Origin of the sequence: Burkholderia sp. R-40 (assembly GCF_049942845.1) — a bacterium.
Classification (GTDB): domain Bacteria; phylum Pseudomonadota; class Gammaproteobacteria; order Burkholderiales; family Burkholderiaceae; genus Burkholderia; species Burkholderia ambifaria.
Genome location: NZ_CP187969.1, coordinates 1,024,944 through 1,045,040 on the forward strand (window position 1 = coordinate 1,024,944; position 20,097 = coordinate 1,045,040).

General features: G+C 66.9%; 13 protein-coding genes. 9 read left to right on the plus strand and 4 right to left on the minus strand.

Features of this window, described 5'->3' with window-relative positions; genetic code table 11:
* Positions 1-87: 87 nt before the first annotated feature.
* The 8 genes from argH (at position 88) to ACP26O_RS33335 (ending at position 12,130) form a co-directional block, all read left to right on the plus strand.
* Complete coding sequence (argH, locus tag ACP26O_RS33300; protein WP_175666260.1) at positions 88-1,521, plus strand: argininosuccinate lyase; 1,434 nt, start codon at positions 88-90, stop codon at positions 1,519-1,521.
* On the plus strand, positions 1,515-2,408 hold the full coding sequence (locus tag ACP26O_RS33305; RefSeq protein WP_175666259.1) for an amino acid ABC transporter permease: 894 nt from the start codon (positions 1,515-1,517) through the stop codon (positions 2,406-2,408). Before argH ends, ACP26O_RS33305 begins: the two co-directional genes overlap by 7 nt.
* Complete coding sequence (locus ACP26O_RS33310; RefSeq protein WP_279607067.1) at positions 2,405-3,208, plus strand: amino acid ABC transporter ATP-binding protein; 804 nt, start codon at positions 2,405-2,407, stop codon at positions 3,206-3,208. Before ACP26O_RS33305 ends, ACP26O_RS33310 begins: the two co-directional genes overlap by 4 nt.
* A 94-nt stretch (positions 3,209-3,302) precedes the next feature.
* The gene (locus ACP26O_RS33315; protein WP_012372490.1) at positions 3,303-4,136 is read left to right on the plus strand and encodes an ABC transporter substrate-binding protein; all 834 of its coding nucleotides are present in this window, start codon (positions 3,303-3,305) and stop codon (positions 4,134-4,136) included.
* Between the two features lie 7 nt (positions 4,137-4,143).
* Complete coding sequence (locus tag ACP26O_RS33320; protein WP_175666257.1) at positions 4,144-5,016, plus strand: polysaccharide deacetylase family protein; 873 nt, start codon at positions 4,144-4,146, stop codon at positions 5,014-5,016.
* Positions 5,013-5,921 carry a polysaccharide deacetylase family protein gene (locus ACP26O_RS33325; RefSeq protein ID WP_175666256.1) on the plus strand — a complete coding sequence of 303 codons (909 nt, stop codon included), beginning with the start codon at positions 5,013-5,015 and terminating at the stop codon, positions 5,919-5,921. The genes ACP26O_RS33320 and ACP26O_RS33325 overlap by 4 nt, the downstream gene beginning before the upstream one ends.
* Entirely contained in the window at positions 5,918-7,294 is a 1,377-nt protein-coding gene (locus tag ACP26O_RS33330; protein ID WP_175666255.1) for an MmgE/PrpD family protein, read from the plus strand. Before ACP26O_RS33325 ends, ACP26O_RS33330 begins: the two co-directional genes overlap by 4 nt.
* Positions 7,295-7,753: 459 nt before the next feature.
* Positions 7,754-12,130: an autotransporter domain-containing protein gene (locus tag ACP26O_RS33335; RefSeq protein ID WP_175701360.1), complete on the plus strand. Its 4,377-nt coding sequence runs from the start codon at positions 7,754-7,756 to the stop codon at positions 12,128-12,130.
* A 325-nt stretch (positions 12,131-12,455) separates the two neighbouring features.
* Here ACP26O_RS33335 and ACP26O_RS33340 read toward each other — a convergent pair whose 3' ends face one another.
* Positions 12,456-14,204, minus strand: coding sequence for a cholesterol oxidase substrate-binding domain-containing protein (locus ACP26O_RS33340; RefSeq protein ID WP_175666253.1), 1,749 nt, complete (start codon positions 14,202-14,204; stop codon positions 12,456-12,458).
* A 1,556-nt stretch (positions 14,205-15,760) separates the two neighbouring features.
* Between ACP26O_RS33340 and ACP26O_RS33345 the strand changes: the two genes are divergently transcribed.
* On the plus strand, positions 15,761-16,594 hold the full coding sequence (locus ACP26O_RS33345) for a response regulator transcription factor (protein WP_244099079.1): 834 nt from the start codon (positions 15,761-15,763) through the stop codon (positions 16,592-16,594).
* A 249-nt stretch (positions 16,595-16,843) separates the two neighbouring features.
* On the opposite strand, the gene ACP26O_RS33350 is transcribed toward ACP26O_RS33345, so the two are convergent.
* From ACP26O_RS33350 to ACP26O_RS33360, 3 genes are read right to left on the minus strand one after another with little or no spacing between them, the layout of a single operon-like run.
* Positions 16,844-17,986 (minus strand): helix-turn-helix transcriptional regulator, encoded by a 1,143-nt coding sequence (locus ACP26O_RS33350; RefSeq protein WP_244099078.1) that lies wholly within the window; start codon positions 17,984-17,986, stop codon positions 16,844-16,846.
* Positions 17,880-19,583 carry a cyclic peptide export ABC transporter gene (locus ACP26O_RS33355; protein WP_175666251.1) on the minus strand — a complete coding sequence of 568 codons (1,704 nt, stop codon included), beginning with the start codon at positions 19,581-19,583 and terminating at the stop codon, positions 17,880-17,882. Before ACP26O_RS33355 ends, ACP26O_RS33350 begins: the two co-directional genes overlap by 107 nt.
* 16 nt (positions 19,584-19,599) lie before the next feature.
* Positions 19,600-20,079 (minus strand): hypothetical protein, encoded by a 480-nt coding sequence (locus tag ACP26O_RS33360; protein ID WP_244099077.1) that lies wholly within the window; start codon positions 20,077-20,079, stop codon positions 19,600-19,602.
* Positions 20,080-20,097 lie beyond the last annotated feature (18 nt).

Sequence of the window (20,097 nt, forward strand, 5' to 3'; positions counted from 1 at the left end):
CATTAAAGCGGATTCAATTTCTCGCTACAACAAAAAAAATTGAATGCCTACAGTGGGGGTAATCCAACCGAGTCGAGGTCGACCGCAATGAGCCTTACCGAACCGATCGAGCGCCTGTGGGGCGGCCGCTTCCAGTCGAAACCGTCCGAGGCGCTGCAGAACCTGTCGCGCTCCGATCCGAGTTTCTTCCGGCTCGTGCCGTACGACCTCGCGGGCTCCTGCGCGCATGCGCGCGAGTTGCATCGCGCCGGCATCGTGAACGACGACGAACTCGCGCAACTGCTGGCCGCCATGGACGGCATCGGGCGCGACCACGCGGCCGGTGCGATCGCGCCGTCGCTCGCCGACGAGGACGTGCACACCTTCCTCGAGCGCGTGCTCACGCAGCGGCTGCCGGCGCTCGGCGGCAAGCTGCGCGCCGGGCGCTCGCGCAACGACCAGGCGGCGAACGACCTGCGCCTGTACCTGCGCGACAAGGCGCGCCAGCTCGTGCGCGGTGTGCTCGACCTGCAGGATGCGTTGATCGGCCAGGCGAGCCGGCACGTCGACACGGTCACCGCGGGATTCACCCACCTGCAGCCCGCGCAGCCGATCGTGTTCGGTCATCAGTTGCTCGCGCACGCGCAGTCGCTGTATCGCGACGTCGACCGCCTCGTCGACTGGGATCGCCGCACCGCGCGTTCGCCGCTCGGCGCGGCTGCGCTCGCGGGCTCGGCGATCTGCGTGCGGCCCGAGCTGTCCGCGCGGGAGCTCGGTTACGACGCGCCGTGCGAGAACTCGATCGATGCAGTGGCCGCGCGCGATCACGTCGCCGAATTCGTATTCGTCACGAGCATGCTGGCCGTGAACCTGTCGCGGCTGTCGGAAGAAGTGATCCTGTGGACGTCACGGCAATTCCGCTGGGTGGAACTCGACGATGCCTATGCGACCGGCAGCTCGATCATGCCGCAGAAGAAGAACCCGGACATCGCGGAACTCGCGCGCGGCAAGGCGGGGCGTCTGATCGGCAACCTGACGGGCCTGCTCGCGACGCTGAAGTCGCTGCCGCTCGCGTACAACCGCGATCTCGCGGAAGACAAGATCGCGGCGTTCGATTCGATCGACACGCTCGAGCTCGTGCTGCCCGCGATGGCGGGGATGATCCGTACGATGCGCGTGAACGTCGACGAGATGCGTCGCCAGGCGCCGCTCGGCTTCACGCTCGCGACCGAGGTGGCGGACTGGCTCGCGCTGACGGGCGTGCCGTTCAGCGAGGCGCACGAGATCACCGGCACGCTCGTGCGCGCGTGCGAGCGGGACGGCATCGAGCTGGCCGACGCGAGCGCGGAACAGTTGCTGGCCGTCGACACGCGGCTCGCGCCCGCGGTGCGCGCGCATCTGACGCTCGACGCGGCCGTCGCCGCGCGCGGCGGTGCGGGCGGCACGTCGCCCGCGCGCGTGCGCGAGCAGATCGACCGCCTGAGCGACGCGATCGAACGCCAGTCCGCATGGGCGGCCGACTACCGGGGGCCGTCATGCTGAGCGCATCCGAATCGGGCCGTCTCGATGACGCGCCGGCGCCGGCCGCCCGCGCCGCGGACGATATCGCCGGGTTCGTGCGCGTGCGCCGGCGCTACTGGGGCCGCTATGTCGCGTCGATCGCGATCATTGCCGCGCTCGCGTATGTGGCGGTCGCGTTCGCGCGCGGACAGATCGAATGGCGCGTCGTCGGCCAGTTCCTGACCGCACGCTCGATCCTGACGGGGCTCGGCAACACGATCGTGATGACCGTCCTCGCGATGACGCTCGGCGTCGTGCTCGGGGTCGTCACCGCGGTGATGCGGCTGTCGTCGAACCCGGTGCTCGGCGCGATCGCGCAGGGTTACATCTGGTTGTTCCGCGGCACGCCGGTGATCCTGCAACTGCTGCTGTGGTTCAACCTCGCGCTGGTGTTTCCGACGCTCGGCATCCCGGGTATCGCCGAATACCGGACCGTCGACGTGATGACGCCGTTCCTCGCGGCGGTGCTCGGGCTCGGCATCAATCAGGGGGCCTATACATCGGAAGTCGTGCGGGCTGGGCTGCTGTCGGTCGACACGGGCCAGTACGAGGCCGCGAAATCGATCGGCATGGCGCGCCTGCAGGCGCTGCGCCGGATCATCCTGCCGCAGGCGATGCGCGTGATCGTGCCGCCGATCGGCAACGAGCTGATCGGCATGGTCAAGCTGACGTCGCTCGCGAGCGTCGTGCAGTACGCGGAGATGCTGCACAACGCGCAGAACATCTACTACGCGAACGCCCGCGTGATCGAGCTGCTGATCGTCGCGGGCATCTGGTATCTCGCGGTCGTCACCGTGCTGTCGCTCGCGCAGGCCCGCGTCGAGCGGCGTTTCGCGCGCGGCGCGGGCCGGGCGGCGGGCCGCACATGAACGACACGACCCTCAACCCTCGGGAGAACGCCATGACGAACGCGGTCGTTCGCGCGGTCGACGTACGCAAGTCGTACGGCGATTTCCAGGCGCTGCACGGCATCACGCTCGACGTCGAGCCGGGCGAAGTGCTGTGCATCATCGGGCCGTCGGGCTCGGGCAAGAGCACGTTCCTGCGCTGCATCAACCAGCTGGAGACGATCAGCGCGGGCGCGCTGTGGGTCAACGGCGAACTGGCCGGCTACCGCCGCGCCGGCGACCGGCTCCACGAACTGTCGGAGCGTCAGGTCGCGCGCCAGCGGCTGGCGACGAGCATGGTGTTCCAGCGCTTCAACCTGTTTCCGCACAAGACCGCGCTCGAGAACGTGATCGAAGGCCCGGTGCAGGTGCTCAAGCGCCGCCGTGCGCAAGCGGAGGAGGAAGCACGCGCGCTGCTCGCGCGCGTCGGGCTCGCGCACAAGTGCGACGCGTTTCCGGTCGAGCTGTCCGGCGGCCAGCAGCAGCGCGTCGCGATCGCGCGGGCGCTCGCGATGCATCCGCAACTGATCCTGTTCGACGAACCGACGTCGGCGCTCGACCCCGAACTGGTCGGTGAAGTGCTGGCCGTGATGCGCGACCTCGCGAAGAGCGGGATGACGATGATCGTCGTCACGCACGAGCTCGGGTTCGCGCGCGAGGTGGCCGACCGCGTGGTGTTCATGGACGGCGGCCGGATCGTCGAGAGCGGGCCGCCCGATCAGGTGCTGTCCGCGCCGACGCACGCGCGCACGCGCGAGTTCATCTCCGCCGTGATTGCATGACCGGGCCGGGCGCCCCGTTTTGCAGCGCCCAACGATCGAGCCGTCGACGCGCGCGGCATCGTCCCCATTCCTCCATCATGACAAGGCGACACCCATGAAAGCATCCGTCCTGACCCGCACGCTGGCCGCCGTCGCATTCGGCGCACTCGCGCTTCATGCATCGTTCGCCGCCGCGCAATCCGCCAGCGCGAAACGCACGCTGAACGTCGCGATCGTGCCGAACTATCCGCCGTTCGAATACAAGGATCCGGCGACCGACAAGCTGGCGGGCTTCGACGTCGATCTCGGCGAGGCGCTCGCCGCGAAGATGGGCGCGAAGCTGAACTGGGTCGAAACGAGCTTCGACCAGATGATGAGCGCGGTCGCGACGCAGCGCGTCGACATGATCCTGTCAGGTATGACCGACCTGCCGACGCGCCGCGATGCGGTGACGTTCGTCGACTACATCGAGACCGGCCCGCAGTTCTATACGCTGAAGACGCGCGCGGGCGAGTTCGCGCAGATGGGCGCGCTGTGCGGCAAGCGCGTCGGCTCGAGCCGACGCACGTCGTTCCCCGACAACACCACCGCGTGGAGCGCCGAGAACTGCGTGAAGGCCGGCAAGCCGGCGATCATCGTCGTCGGTACCGACGGCTCGTCGGACGCGCGGATGCAGTTACGCCAGAACCGTATCGACGCGGCCGTGCAGGGCGGCGAGACGCTGCCGTACCAGAACAGCCTCGAGCAGAACGCGTATGCGCCGGTGGGCAAGCCGTTCCTGTCGCAATACACGGGCATCGGCGTCGCGAAGAGCAATACCGCACTGAGCGGCGCGCTGACGACGGCGCTCAACCAGCTGATCGCGGACGGCTCGTATCAGAAGCTGCTCGCGAAGTGGGGGCTCCAGGAGCATGCGGTCGCGAAGGCGATGGTCAACGGCACGCACTGAGCGCGCGATGACGGATCTGGCTCCCCGCTGGCCGGACGCGAAGCGTGCGTGCGTCGCGCTCGCGTTCGATCTCGACGGCCCGACCGGCGACGCGATGCTGAACGGGTCGATCTGGCGCAACCCCGCGTATTTCACGCTGGGCAGCTACGGGCCGTGGCGCGCGCTCGGACGGCTGCTCGACATGCTTGCGTCGTTCGGCCTGCCCGCGACGTTCTTCGTGCCCGCGTGGGTCGCGCGGACCTGGCCCGACCAATGCTCGGCCATCGTCGAGCGCGGCCACGAGATCGGCTATCACGGTTACCGGCACGAAGCGTTCTGGGCGCTCGAGCCCTGGCGGCAGCGCGAGATCATGGCGCAGTCGGCCGACGTCTTCGCGCGCACGCTCGGGGTGCGGCCGGTCGGGTTCCGCACACCGTCCGGTGACTGGAGCGACGCGACGGTCGCGGTGCTGCGCGAAGCGGGCGTGCGCTATTCGAGCTCGATGCGCGGCGACGACCGTCCGTACCTGCTGCCCGGCGCGGACGGCGAGCCGCCGCTCGTCGAGATTCCCGGCCGCTGGGAAACCGACGATTACGCGTCGCTCGCGTATCACCGCAACCCCGACTATCCGGCGGGGCTCGACCGGATCGCCGGCTACGACGCGACGCTCGACAACTGGACGCGCGAATTCGACGGGATATACCGCGAAGGGCTGTGCCTGACGACGCTGCTTCATCCGAAAGTCTGCGGCAAGCCGGGGCGCATCGCGCTGCTGGAGGCCTGGCTCGGCCACATGTGCGCGCAGGATGGCGTCTGGTTCGCGCGCTGCCGCGACGTGGCCGACTGGTGGCTCGCGCAGCACGCGCACGGCGCGCAAACCACGCACCGGAGCGACATGTGAACACACCTTGTGCTTGGCCGGGCGGCGCGCGATGCGCGGTCGCGATCACGGTCGACTTCAACGACATTCATGGCATCCAGACACGCGAGCCGCGCATCGTTGGCCGGGAAAAATCGCTGTCGGTGTGGCGCTACGGCGCGACGCGCGGCGTCGACCGGCTGCTCGCCGCGTTCGATGAATTCGGCGTACCGACGAGCTGGTTCGTGCCGGGCCGCGTCGCGCAGACGCATGGCGGCGCCGTGCGGGCGATCGCCGCCGCCGGGCACGAGCTTGGCGTGAGCGGTTTTCGCTGCGAGGATTTCGACGCGCTGCCGCTTGCCGCGCAGATCGATGCGTGCCGCGCCGGGCGGGCGGCGCTCGCGGACGCGACCGGACACTGCGCGGAAGGCTTTCGCTCGTTCACCGGTAACTGGGCCGACGGCTTTGCGGATTTTCTCGTGGCGGAAGGCTTCACGTGGTCGTCGTCGTGGCGCGGCGACGATTTGCCGTACCTGCATCCGGGCGCCGACGCACGCGCGGCCGACCTGCGGCTCGTCGAGTTGCCGCTGCATTACGAACTCGAGGACGAGCCGTACTTCGAGTTCAACCTGTCGCCGCCGGTGCCGGCCGGTCAGCCGCGCATCGCCGCGTACCGTGACGTGCTCGACAACTGGCGGCGCGATGTCGACGGGTTTCGGCGCTTCGGGCTGTGCTGCGTGCTGCGCCTGCATCCGGAGATCATCGGCACGGCAGGGCGGATCGATCTGCTGCGTGCGTTGCTCGCGCACCTGCGCGACGCGGGCGACGTCTGGTTTGCGACCGGGCGCGATGTTGCGCGCTGGTGGCGCGAGCAGGCTCGCGACAACGAGCCGAACCATCCGGTCGACGTGTTTGCACGCTGCGTGGCAGACGCGTCGGTGCGATGACGATGGATACCGAAACGCGCGCCACGCGGCTCGCGACGTTTGTCGCGCAAACGCCTGCCGCCGCCGTGCCTGACGATGTCGTCGCCAAGGCCACGCGTCATGTGCTCGATACGTTCGGTGCCGCACTGGCCGGCACCTCGGCCGTCGAGACGCGCAGCGCACGTGCGCTCGCCGGCGCTGTCGCGCGCGACGGCGCGTCGCTGTGGGGCACGCGGTGCAGCGCAAGCGCGCGCGACGCCGCGTTCGTCAACGGGATCGCCGCACACGCGCTCGAGCTCGACGATGCCGGCGGCTGCGATCATTCGGGCGCCGTCGTGCTGCCGGCCGTGCTCGCCGCGTTGTCGTGCGCGGACCGCTCCGTGACCGGCCGGGAATGCGTGACCGCAATCGTGCTCGGCTACGACGTCGGCCGGCGCGTGCTGGAAGCCGCCGGCGGCTACTCGGTTCACAACGGTGCCGGCTGGCACTCGACGCTCAGTTGCGGCGTGTTCGGTGCCGCGGCCGCGAGCGCACGCGTGCTCGGGCTCGACGCTGCGCGCACGCGCGACGCGCTCGGCCATGCGGCAAGTTTCTCCGGTGGTCTGTGGGGCTTCATCCACGACGGCTCACAGACGAAGCGGCTGCATGCCGGCCGGGCGGCGGAAGGCGGCGTGCTCGCGGCGCTGCTGGCACGCGAAGGCGTGACTGGCCCGGCCAGCGTGTTCGACGACGTGTGGGGTGGCTTCTTCAACACGTTCGCCGCGCAATCGCATGCGCCCGACGCACTGACCGACGGCCTCGGCGCGCACTGGAAACTGATGCGCTGCTCGATCAAGCCGCACGCGTCGTGCCGCAGCGCGCATGCGGCCATCGACGCGGCGCTGCAGCTTGCGGACGGTCACACGTTCGACGCCGGCGAGATCGAGCGGGTGGTCGTGCGGGCGAGCGCGTTCGTGGCCCGGATGTGCGGCGGCCGCGACCTGTCGACGCTGTCGTCGGCGCAGATGAGCCTGCCGTACGCGGTGGCGGCGGCCCTCGCGTATGGCGACACTGGGATCGGCGTTTATCGCGACGACAGGCGGGCGGATTCGCGCGTCGCGGCGTTGCTCGCGCGTATCGTGATCGAGGTCGATCCGGCGCTGGGCGATCTCGACGAGCCGACGGTGAGCCTGCATCGCGCGGACGGGCGGCGGGACTCGCGTCACGTGCCGATCGCGCTGGGCGATCCGCGCAATCCGTTGTCAGATGCGGCGCTGCTGGCGAAATATCGTGCGCTGGCGGGCATGGCGCTCGAGCATGCGCAGATCGATGCGTTGAGCGACGCGTGCCTGTCGCTGGAGCGGTTGGCGGACGCGCGGGTGCTGAACGCGCTGCTCGCAGGGGATGCGCGCTAAACGGCTCGCGAGGGTCCATGAAACGCTGGCCGGTCCAGTTCGGCTTCGACGCGAGCATGTAAGCGAACGCACCGGCAACCGGGCAGGTCGGCGTGAAGCGCGATGCGGCGAGCGCTCCCGATAGATGTTGACCACGGCGGTGCCCGTAAACGTGGACGTGGCGTGGATTAGCCGATCTGCCTGGCACAGCAGGCAACCACGCGCCAGGGCGACACAGCGCGTTTTTTTGGGGATTCGGCCGGATACCCGGAGCGTGGCGGGCCCGCGACAGCCCGGGCAATGTTTCCCGTGCAGGTGTTATATTGCGCGCGCATGCGCCCCGACCGATGAGCCAAGAGCCGTAGTACCCGCGGACCGGCGCGCCAGAAAACGACAACAGAAACGGGTCCGTCGCGCCATCGGTCCAGCCTCTCCGTGACCAGTGCCAGGCCGACGGGTCGATGCATCGAGGGGATCAACATGAACCGGGTCTATCGGCTGGTCTGGAACCGCACCTTGCGCGCCCCGCAAGTGGTATCCGAACGCACACGCGCGTCGCACGGCGGGATCGACGCCAGCCATGGCGCCCTGCCTGCGCGCCGCTGCGCTTCCATCATTTCCATCGGCGTGTCGCTCGGTCTGGCCGGCACGGCCCTCCCGGGCTGGGCCGCCACGTGCACGGCCAGCACCATCGCGAATTGCAGCGCCCCCGGCGGCGACGGCATCCCGGACCGAAGCGGCAACGGCGGCAGCGGTAACGGCGGTGGCGGTGGTGCCTCTGCGTTGGGCGGAGGCACCACCACGATCCAGGTTCCTGGCGGGCCCACTTCGGGCGGGACAGGCGGTACCGGTGCCATGAACGACAGTGGCCAGAGCGGCCCCGGCGGGGCGCCCGACGTGGTGCTCGCCGGCGATGCCGTGATCAACGGGAACGCTCAGGGCGGCGCGGGCCAGGGCTTCGACGGATTCAATTTCGCGGGCGGCGGCGGCGGCGGTGGCGCGGGCGTGTATTCCACCGGCACCGGCGTGACCGTCAACAACGGCGTGACGGTGCAGGGCGGCACAGGCGGAAATGGCGGCGCCGGCACATCGGGGCCTGCCTCCAACGGTGGCGGTGGCGGAGGCGGGGGCGGTGCGCTGGTGATCGTGACGCCGGCGGCCGATGTGATGAACCGAGGCACGCTCATTGGCGGAAATGGCGGCAACGGCGGAGGCGGCGGAAACCCCGGGGGCGGCGGCGGTGGCGGCGACGGGCTGCTGACCGTGGGACCGGGTTCGCAGGTGACCAACCTTGGGACGATCGTGGGTGGTATGGGCGGCGCCGCTGGCGGTGGCGGAAGCACGGCCGGCGCCAGCGGCGCAGGCGTCAACTTGGGCGGTGGATTCACCGTGCTGTCCAACGTCGGCACGATCACGGGCGGTGCCGGCAACGGAGGGGCCGCGGGCGCGGGTGTCATCGCCAATGGTGGCGATGTCATCGTCAACGGCGGCACGATTGCGGGCGGCCTGTTCGCGGACGGCGTGACGCGCGCGGCAGCCATCCGGTTCAACGGAGCGAACGATACGCTGCAGTTGCTCGGCGGATCCAACATCATCGGTGATCTCGAGGTGGCGGCGGGTGCGTCGGCCACCATCACCGCGGGCACGCCGGGGCTTGCGCTGTCCAACCACATCACGCTCGGCGATGCCGCATCCCGCGTGACCTTGAACGCAAACACGACCGATCTCGCGGTTTCAGGCGTCATATCGGGGACGGGCAACGTGGCCGTGAGCGGCAGCCACACGATCACGCTGACGGGTGACAGCACCTATACCGGCGGCACCACGATCAGCGCCGGCACGCTGCAGATCGGCAATGGCGGGACCACCGGCTCCGTCGTCGGCAACATTGTCAACAACGGCACGCTGGCTTTCAACCGCAGCGACACGGTGTCGTATGGCGGCACCATCAGCGGGACGGGCAGCCTCGTGCAGGCGGGTACCGGCACGCTGGCGATAACCGGCGCCGCCGGCTATGCGGGGAGCACCACCGTCAATGCGGGCACGCTCGCGCTGATCGGCGCGGGCAGCATTGCTGCTTCCAGCGGGGTCGTCAACAACGGCACGCTCGATATCTCGGGGACTACCTCCGGGGCTACGATCAATGCGCTGACGGGTACGGGCGCGGTTGCGCTGGGCGGCCAGACGCTGACGCTGGCCAATGCGGCCGGCACGTTCGGCGGAACCATCGGCGGTACGGGTGCGGTGACCGTCGGCGGCGGTACGCAAGCGCTGTCGGGGGTGAACACCTACACGGGCGTCACCACCGTCAATGCCGGCACACTGGCGTTGACGGGCGCCGGCAGCATCGCCGCTTCCAGCGGGGTCGTCAACAACGGTACGTTCGATATCTCGGGGACTACCGCAGGGGCCACGATCAATGCGCTCACCGGCACGGGCGCGGTTGCGTTGGGTGGCCGGACACTGACGCTGGCCAACGCGGCCGGCACGTTTGCGGGAACCATCGGCGGTACGGGTACAGTGACTGTCGGCGGCGGTACGCAAGCGCTGTCGGGGGTGAACACCTACACGGGCGTCACCACCGTCAATGCCGGCACGCTGGCGTTGACCGGCGCCGGCAGCATTGCCGCTTCCAGCGGGGTAGTCAACAACGGCACGTTCGATATTTCGGGGACTACCGCAGGGGCCACGATCAATGCGCTCACCGGCACGGGCTCGGTTGCGTTGGGCGACCGGACACTGACGCTGACCAATGCGGCCGGCACGTTCAGTGGTGCCATTGGCGGCACCGGCGGGCTCACCGTGGCGGGCGGCACGCAGACGCTGTCGGGCGCCAACGGCTATACCGGCGCAACGTCGATCAGCGCCGGCACGCTCGCGCTGTCCGGCGCCGGCAGCATTGCGACCTCCAGCGGCGTCGTCAACGACGGCACGTTCGACATTTCCGGGACGACCTCCGGCGCAACCGTCAACGCGCTGACGGGGACAGGCACGGTTGCGCTGGGCAGCCGGACACTGACGCTGGCCAATGCGTCCGGCACGTTCAGTGGCGCCATTGGGGGCACCGGCGGGCTCACCGTGGCGGGCGGCACGCAGACGCTGTCCGGCGTGAACACTTATACCGGGGCGACGATGGTCAACGCGGGCACGCTCGCGTTGTCGGGTGCCGGCCGGCTTGCCTCTTCCACGTCGGTCACGCTCGCCGGCGCAACGGCCGCGCTCGACCTGTCCGCCGGCGGCAGCCAGACGGTCGCGCATCTCTCCGGCGTGGCAGGCAGCCGCGTGGTGCTCGGCGGCAATGCGCTCACGCTGTCGGACGACTCGTCGCAAACATTTAGCGGCAGCCTCAGCGGCACCGGCGGTTTGGTCAAACAAGGCGCGGGCACGCTGACGCTGAACGGTGTCAGCGGCGCGTTCTCCGGGACGACGACGGTGGCTGGCGGCACGTTGGCCGTGGGCGACGCGGCTAATGCCGGTGCGGTGTTGGGCGGCAATGTCCTGGTGAACGCGCTTGGCACGTTGCGCGGCCATGGCACGGTATCGGGCGACGTCAGCAGTAGCGGCGTGGTCGCGCCGGGCGGCTCCATCGGAACGCTGTCCGTGGGCGGCAACTATACGCAGGCGGCGGGCGGCACCCTGTCGATCGAGGTCAGCCCGACGGAGGCGTCGCAACTACGCGTAGGCGGTGCCGCGACGCTCAACGGCTCATTGGCCGTTCTGTTCGATCCCGGCACCTATACCGCACGCCGCTACACCGTGCTGAGCGCCGCCAACGGCGTGACGGGCCGCTTCGCGAACGTCGGCACCACCACGGCCGGCGCGAATCTCGGCGCGTTGCAGTCGTCGGTGGACTACGGCGCCAATGGAGTCGACTTGCTGCTCGCCGAAGCCACCGGGTCCACGCCGGCCGGCCCGACTGTCATCGCGCCGACCAAGACCTCCATCTACACCGCGCTCGGCACGACGGCATTGCTTCAGGCGCAGGGCGCCAGTTCGACGCTGCTCGGCCGTCTGGTGGACCCACGGGATAACGCGGCCGGTTCGCGCAACGTGTGGGCTGTTGCCAGCGGTTCCAGCACGAAGGTGGGCGGCACGGGCGGCGCGCCCGGCTTTGTCACCCACGCCTATGGGTTCCTGGCGGGCGCGGGAGGACGGCTCGGCGATGCGACGATCGGTGCGGCCGGCGGCTACACGCACACCACGCTGGGTGAGGACACGACGGGCGCATCGGGTGCCATCGATACGCTGCGTGTCGCCCTGTATGGCGCGCAGCCCGTGGGTGCCGTCAACCTGTCGGCCACGGTCGGCTACGGGCTCGATTTCCTGTCGCAGAAGCGGCCGTTCGGCAGCGCGGGTACTGCCGAAGGCGATCATCTCGGCCACGAGTTCACCGCCGCGACGCAGGCCAGCCTGCCGATGGACGCCGGCGGCCTTCGGATTACGCCGCACATCGGGCTCCGGTATGCGTACGTGCGCGGCAGCGGCTTCGGCGAGAGCGGCGCCAACGGCCAGAACCTGCACGTCGGCCCCGACAGCGCGAGGAGCCTCCAGCCTTACGTCGGTGTCTCGCTCGACAAGGCTTTCGGCGATGCCCTGCGCCCCGTCAACGTACAGCTTCGGCTGGCCTATGCGCACGAGGTGCTGGGCGCGCGCCGCGTCGTCCAGGTGGGGAGCCAGGACGGAACGGTGTTCGCCGCGCCGGGCACCGATCTGCCGCGTTCATTCCTGACCACGGGCGCCGGCGTCACCGTTCAGGCCGCCAAGGCGACCACGGTATCGCTCGGGTTCGATGCGACGATCGACACGAGCCATGTGTCGGCGCAGTCGGCGTATGTGCGGGTCAATCACTCGTTCTGATTGCGGGGGCATGGATTGGGCCGTGCGGTTGCGCTTCGCATCCGCGCGACCGGCGACGCGACACAGGCGCCAGCTACGGCGCAAGCGATTGCGCCATTCGGTTCATGAACACCTGCACCCGCACCGGCAGGTTCCGCCGGTGCGGGTGCGCGAGCGACGCCGGGCATCGGTGGAGGCGGGAAGTCGTGCAGCCCGTCGACGTGCGTGTAGCCGCGCGACCACCATGCCCAATGCGTCCTGAGGAACGATCTCGAACCTGTCTCGCCGCGCATCGTCACGTGCTCCGTTCCGTTGCGGCCATGGCAGCAAGCTTCCGCAGCGATCGCTACGGCATCAACCGATCGAGCAGCGGCGACCGGAAGATCCGGCTCGGGTCGTAGCGTTCGAGCGTCGCGCGCGCCGCATCCCAGCTGCTCGACGGCGGCTGGCCGTCACGATGCAGGTTCGGGATCGTGGTCGCGAGCATCGTGCCGTCCTGCCAGGCGGCCGTGTCGGTATAGCCCCAGCCCTTCGACCATTCGGGGCGCAGCGTCGCATACGAACCGGTGTAGTTCGCGAGCATCCATTGCTCGATCTCGCGATAGAAGCGATCGGCGCCCGGCGTGTCCGGTAACGTCAGGATATCGAACCATACGGCGATGTCCCATTCGGGGTGGTCGGGGCGCGGCTTGAGCGCGGACAGCGTGGGAACGACCGCGCCGGCGCCGGCATCGGCCGGCTTGTCGAGACCGGTGACACGGATCTCGACGGGGCCGTTGATCGGGTACTCGCCGCGTGCCTTGTACGCGTCGATGCGATTCTGATAGAACTGCACGAATTCGCTGATCACGCGCTGCACGTCGGCGCGCCGCGCCAGTATCGCGTAGCCGTTCGCGGTGACGCGCAGCGTCGTCGGCCGAATGTACTGCAGCACGGTGCGCGACCAGCCCCAGATGTCCCCGCTCAGCGTGAGTGCGAGGCCGGCGGTCGTGATGGCCAGCTGCGTCTGGCCGAACAACGGCGTCAATGCGCCTTCGCCGCCGATCACGATCCGCTTGACGAGATCCGAGATGGACTGCGAGATCGAATCGGAAAACGGATAGTTGTATGGCTGCGTGACGGCGCGCGACAGGAGCGGCTTGCCGGGCGTCGGCGTCCAGACCTTGAGCCACGGGCTGGTCGTGAACGGAAACCAGATCGCTTCCATCCGGCCCGAGCGATCGAGAAACGACGCGATCGTGCGGCCCGGCGTGCCGGCCGGCGCAAACAGTTCGGACGACGGAATGTCGACGAAGCTCTGGCAGCGCAGCCGCTGGTTCGGGCCTGCAATCAGCGTGACTTCGACGACGAACGCCATCCCGATGTGCGCGAGGAACGCGCCGATCTCGGGATCGCTGCGCTCGAACCGGCGCAGCACGTATTGCTGCCGGGCCGCATCGAACACGACCGCGGTCAGCGCGACCACGAGATTGCTCAGCGAGCCGTAGGTGTGACCCGGTTGCAGGGTCTCGCCGGCCGCCGGTACGGCGGTGCCGTGCGCGTCGATCGCGAGCGCACCGCCGAGCGTGATGCCGCCCGGCGCGGGCGCGGCGATCACGCCGAGCCCATATTGCTCGAGCGTCGCGAGCAGCGCCTCCAGCGAGACGCCCGTTTGCGCGGTGACGCGCGCCGGACGCGCCGACGTGTCGACGGAGACGGCCGTGAGCGACTGCGTCGTATCGAGCAGCACGAGGTTCGCCGCGCCGGCGCTCGGGTCCAGCGTCAGCGGCGACCAGTTGTGCATGTAGCCGCGCGGGCGTATCCGATAGCCGTTCGCGCGCGCCCAGTTGACTGCCGCGACGATGTCGTCGGCGGAGCGCGGCGCGGCGGTCCATACGTCCTGCACGGCGATCTCACCACTCCAGTTCTGGAACGCCTGCTTGTAAAGCGGGATATTGGCCGGGAAGCCGGGCGGTGTCGCGCCGGCCGTTCGCGCGTGCGCCGCAATCTGGTAAAGCGGGGTCCAGCCGGTGACGACGCCGGCCGCCGCGAGCTTCGCCATGTCGGCGAGGAAGGCGCGGCGCGGCGCAGGTTCGTCTCGGAAGTCGTGACTCATGGTGTGCTCCAATTTTTCGGAATTGTTTTGCAGATTGGAAAGACGACAAGTGACGCGTTGAGACCGGTGCGGCAATTCGGGCAGCCGTGACGCGCGGGAAGCGCTGCGCGTTGGCGGCCCAGGATTGAAAAGGACGATGCGTTCGGCAAAGCGCGGCCGCACCTCAGCACGGATGTCCAAGGGGAAATCGAAAAACCGCCGGGCGAATTCTTCAATTGGCCGTCGGCCTGCCTGCCGGCAAACGGATAGGGAGATTCGATTGAATAGCGCGTGGCGAAACGCTAGCCGCGACGATCGACAAGAGATGATTGCGCGTGAATATTAATTTACATATTTCGTTTTTTTAAATAAACCAGCCCGTAATTTAAAATCGATTGACGATGCATTATTTATTCCGTTGGAAAGCGTAACAATTTATTTATCGGGCGGCAAGTGGTGGAGTTGACAAATTCCGTGCCCTTCAATATGGAAATTTTATGACTGGCAACGGCTTCGCCATTTGTGGATATTTTGCAACACCGGCACCGGCGGTGCTGAAAATGATGTTCGTGGAAATTTTTATCGCTTGAAAGGGTAATCAACGGCGCGCAGCCGCGGGCCGACGGCGGGGATTATGCTTTGTCGGCACATAGATCGAATCGATCGTTGAGAAACACGAAACAATATCCGGACGACAATGCCTGAGGCCAGGTCGGCGGGCGAGAAGAGCATGATGAAAATCAACAATTCGCCTCTCGCTTAAGGATTCGGATGAGAATCCGTGGTATGTGGCGCCGAGACAATTTTTACAAACTTTCGTGGTAAATGGAGGTTGATTTATCCAGAAAACTTATAATCTCATCGCTGCGCAGCACGCAGATCGATCGATTTCAGGATCGCGCGCGGCGTGACTAAAAAAATGGACATCACGGTAACTGCAAGGATTTTAAATCGTCGCTATCATACGCGGCTGGGATATGCAGGGATCAAATTCAATGGAAAGAACCGTTTCGTTTTTTGTTCGTGATTTTTGTTGAATTCGACGGGAATAAAGTCAGCTCCGGGCTGACGCGGAGTTTTCCGATTCAGGGATTCAGCGCGTCGGGCGTTTTCATCCAGCAACGCTCATTGACTGAAATGGATGTTTCAGCTTCTCGCAGCGCTCGCCGGTAAGGATCGTCCATCAATGCGACGCCGCCTGCATGGCGCCGTCCAGTAAGGAGGAAACATCGTGCCTGTTTCATGCTTGTCATCGGGCTGTTCGACCGTCGGTGACGAGGCTGCGCTCGCCGCGCCTGAAGGTCGTTCGCACGAGCATGGCGTCTTCCGGATCGCGGGCTGGGCATGCTTGCCCGACCGTCCCGGCCCCGCACGCGATCCCGCATCGAACTGAACAGGGAACGGCGCGCCGCCGTTCGCGTGAGCCGAACGCATCGGCGCGCGATGGCGGCGGCGCGTCGCCCGCCAACAGAGGCACGCGACGAAGCGTGACGAAACGCGCGCCGCGCACACCGTGCCGGCTCGCCCGCGCTGGCGTTGCGTCGCCATCCTCAAGAATGCACAACAAGGAGAGTCAGATGTTCGCGAAGCTCGGGAAGGTGATTTCGAGCGCCGGCAGTGAGCGGTTCGCATCCGACATGCATGCATTGCTGGTCGAATCGATTCCGCTCGCGATCACCCGGATGACGGAATGGACGCTCGACGAGCCGGCGGGCGAAGTCGTCCGCGTACAATCGCTCGGCGCGTTCGGCGTGCCGGCCGACGACGGGCGCGCCGGCGCGCCGGCCGCGCACGGCGAACGGGAACCGGCGGCCCATCCGCTGTCGAACCGGATCGTGGCTGCCTGCGACCGGCAGCTCATTCACATCAATCCGCTGATGCGGCGCGGCAATGGCGGCAATGGCGGCGAAGTCGCGCCGCCGCGCGCGCCGGGCGGCGGATTTCAGTGCCATCTCGTGTCGGGCAAGGCGAATCGCCGCTACGTGATCTCGCTGCATCGAACGGCATCGCATCGCGACTTCTCGTTGCAGGAGATGTCGTTCCTGAAGAGTTTCGCCGATACGCTGTTGCCGCTCGTCGAGTGGCATGCGTCGACGCGCCGGCACGGCGAACTCGAAGGCGCGGCGGCGTCCGGTGCGACGCCGGCCATGCCCGGCGTCGAGGCGCTGCGCCACGAGTTCGAATCGCGGCTCGCGCGCGCGGCGGTCGTGCTGTCGGCGCGCGAAAGCGAAGTGTGCCTCGGCCTGCTCGCGGGCAAGATGCTGCGCGAAATGGCCGGCGAGCTCGGGGTGAAGGAAAGCACGGTCGAGACGTACATCAAGCGCGCCGCGGTGAAGCTCGGCATCAGCGGCCGGCACGGGCTCACGAAATGGATGATCGACGATTACATGCCGTGCGCGTCGGCGGCGTGATGCCGTCACGCCAGGCGCGCGCGTCGATACCCGACGCACGACGAACGCCGCCGGCCGACGTGCCGGAATGAGAATGGCCGCCGCTCGTCGTCGCGGGCGATGACGGCGAGGTCACGGGGTGCGGCAGTTCGGTCTGCGTCGCCGGCCGGATTGCCGGCGCGCGACGGGAGGGGCAGGCCGGCGGCCGCCATCCCGTGTCGTTTCGCGCATCGCCTGCGTAGACAGCACGCGCGTTCGGGCCGCGAGCCTTCAGGTTCCCATGCACGGCGCCGCGCAGTCGCGCGGCGCGTTTCTCGTGCCGTCCCGGCCGGCGTCCGTCGTGGTCCCGGCCGTCTCCTCGAGCATCCAGCGCGTCAGGCCATGACGCCCGCCGAAGCCCAGCTTGACGGCTGCCCGCTTCAGATAGGTTTCGACGGTGCTTTCACGCAGCGCGAAACGCACGGCGATGGCGGACACCGTGTCGCCGGCCAGCAGTGCCGTGCATGCCTCGATCTCGCGCGCGGACAACTTGACGCCGGCTTGCCGCAAACGATCGGCGAACCGCCGCGCCACGCGCTCCCGGCCCGATTGGGTCGCCGCCGGCGCGGCGGTGCTCACACGGGCGACCGGCGGAGCCGAATCGAGCGCCGCGACATGGCTGTCGATGATCGGAAACAGCACGTGCGAGAGCTCCTCGAGGAAGCTCCGCTCGTGCTGCGAGAAATCGTCGAACGTATTCGCGCGATACAACGAGATCACGTAATAGTGGCCCCGCTTGCGGGTCACCAGATGGAATTGCACGCGATGCGGCGGCACGGTCTCCGCCTGCACGAGGAAGAAGCGCTCGAGCAGTGCGTGGGTGGGGGCATGGCCGGCGAGCGTGTCGGAGACGTGCACGCGGCTCGGGTCGAGGCGCGGCGGCATCCGCGGCCCGTGACAGGCAGCGGCCGGGCCGGCCTGCGTGAGCGCCGCGCCGGCCACGCCGAGGCTGCGCACGCCGAGATCGCCGTCAGGCGCGGCGTCGGCCGCGAACGCCGAAATGCGCATCTCGTCGACGGGGACCGCCGCGCAGATCAGGCTGTACATCATGCGGGGAAAGCGTCGGCTCCCGCTGGTCGAGATCGCTTCGCCGACGTGTGCGAACAATCTGCTGAACTCCATGAAAGGATTCCTGATGAGACGTTGAAGCTGCGCTTGCGCGCATGGTTGCCGACATGATTTAAACACCCCGCTGCGAACGCGTCTGTAACGGATAGCCGGGACAGCCGACGAATCGCCGGCCGCCGAATCCGGCGCGGCGCGCGGCTCATCCTGCGACTTCGGCTTGCACGGCACACATGGCCGTATCGGAGAAGATGCGGCCGCTATCGAGGCGAATGACTCGATCCGCCAGCTTGAAATACTGATCGTCATGGGTGATGATCACGACGCATTTCCCGCGGGATTTCAGATCGGGAACCAGCACTTCATAGAAAAATCGCTTGAAAACCGGATCTTGATCGGCGGCCCATTCGTCCAGGATATAAATCGGACGATCCTCGATATAGGCGCACAGCAACGCCAGTCGCTTGCGTTGTCCCGTCGATAAAGCCTTGGTCGTCGAGTACGTCTTGCCGTTGATCTCGATCTTGCCTGCCAATTTCAGGGTGTCGAGGTATTGCCGGGCAAGTTCGATGCTGCCGTTTTCCCCATCCGGCCCGATGATGCGGTTGAACAAATGGAAATCGGTGAATACGGCGGAAAACAGGTTGCGGTATCGTTCCCTGGCATCGTCGTCGATGACTTTTCCATCGAGGGCAATATGGCCTTCGGTAGGCGCATAGAGGCCGCTGAGCACCTTGCCCAACGTGCTCTTGCCGCTGCCGTTTCCACCGATGACATAGACGAGCTCTCCGGCATGAATCGCCATATTGATGGGGCCAAGCACGAAGTCGGCCGACGACTCGTTGTCACGGTAGTTCATCTTCACGTCTTTCAACTCGATGCGCGTCCATGGCTTCGCCGCTGACGATTCCCCGGTGCCCGCGGCGGACGGTTCCTTGGGTGAATCCTGCGTGTCGTCGAGCAGAAAGCCGAATTCCGCCAGCCGGGCGAGCGCGGTCTTGCCTTCGGCCACGATCGGCAGAATATTGATCAGCATGGTCAGCGGGCCCATCATGTACAGAACGGCCAGAATGCTCGCCGTGAGTACGGAAGGGTCCACGACGCCGAGCGAAGGTACGCCGAAAAGCAGGAATCCGAGCAGGACCGCTACCGTGATCTGGCCGATGCTGTCGCCGCCCATGAACCAGAAGCGTTCGATGTAATTGAATCCTGCCACGCGCTTCGACGACAATTCGATCGCGGCTCGGGTGAACCAGCGCCGCCTGGCCCGGTTGAGCTTGAGCTCCTTGATGCCGAACACGAGGCCATGCGTATATTCATTGAACTGGACAAATTCATCGCGAACCCGCTCCGTGAAATTGACCGCCTTTCGATAGAAAAACAGATAAAGCACCAGGCCGACGATGGTCAGGATGATCGTCGAAGCGAACACAATCCAGGAGAGATAGGCGAGATAGACGATGCTGCATATCAAGACGACGGATTGAACAATGATCGTCGGCAGGGTGAGCAGGGTCTGGCTCAGTTGCGGAATGTCCTGGGTCAGCATGGTCAGGACATGGGGCGCGCCGCGCCTGTCGATTTCATCCAGCGGGGTCGCCAGGATCCTTTTGCACAGGTTGACGCGCAATCTCGTCATGACTTTCATGCACGCATAGGAGGGCATCACGGCAGCGCTGCTCCTGCAGAGCACCGCGACGACATTCACGGCAACGAATAGCAGCAACAGCGTTTGTCGATCCTCCCCGTCATGCAGCACCCTGCTGATCAATCCGACGCCCACGATCGACGCGATGCCGCTGACGAGGCCCGTCAGGACCGTGCCCAGCGTCAACCAGGGATGACTGCGCCACATCAGGGTGGCGGCCGAATGCCACGGCGGCGATTTACTTTGAGCGGAATCCATGAGTTGCCAATATGACTCAGTTGATCAGGTGGCTGAGTTCGACATTGTTTGCCGCTGATCTCAACCTCGACGAGGTTTCGTGCTTGCCCAGGAACGTGATGCTTTCCACGATTTCCAGCGGCGAATCGGAAAACAGGATGCAGCACTTCAGCAGGCGCTGCGCACGGTCCCAACCGAGGCTCGATGAATCGGCCACGCTGCGCACTGCAGCCTCGATCGACTCGACTGTCCAGCTGGGCTCATGTGTCAGCCGCGACTCGATCAGTCGAAGAAACTGCAGGAGGGTGCGGGGATTCCTTTCTATGCTGTACATCAGCACGTAATCCACCCGCCGTTTCTTCGTGATCAACGGAAAAATCAGATCGATCACGTCGGTGGTCGATTCGCATTTCCCGTAAGCGAGCGAAATTGCCTCGCCGAGCTTGCAGTCCCGGTGGAGCGAATCGAGCGCGGACTTGACGAACGCCGCTTCGAGGTCGACGGTGGTGATTTTCATGATCTTCAAGGGTCTGTC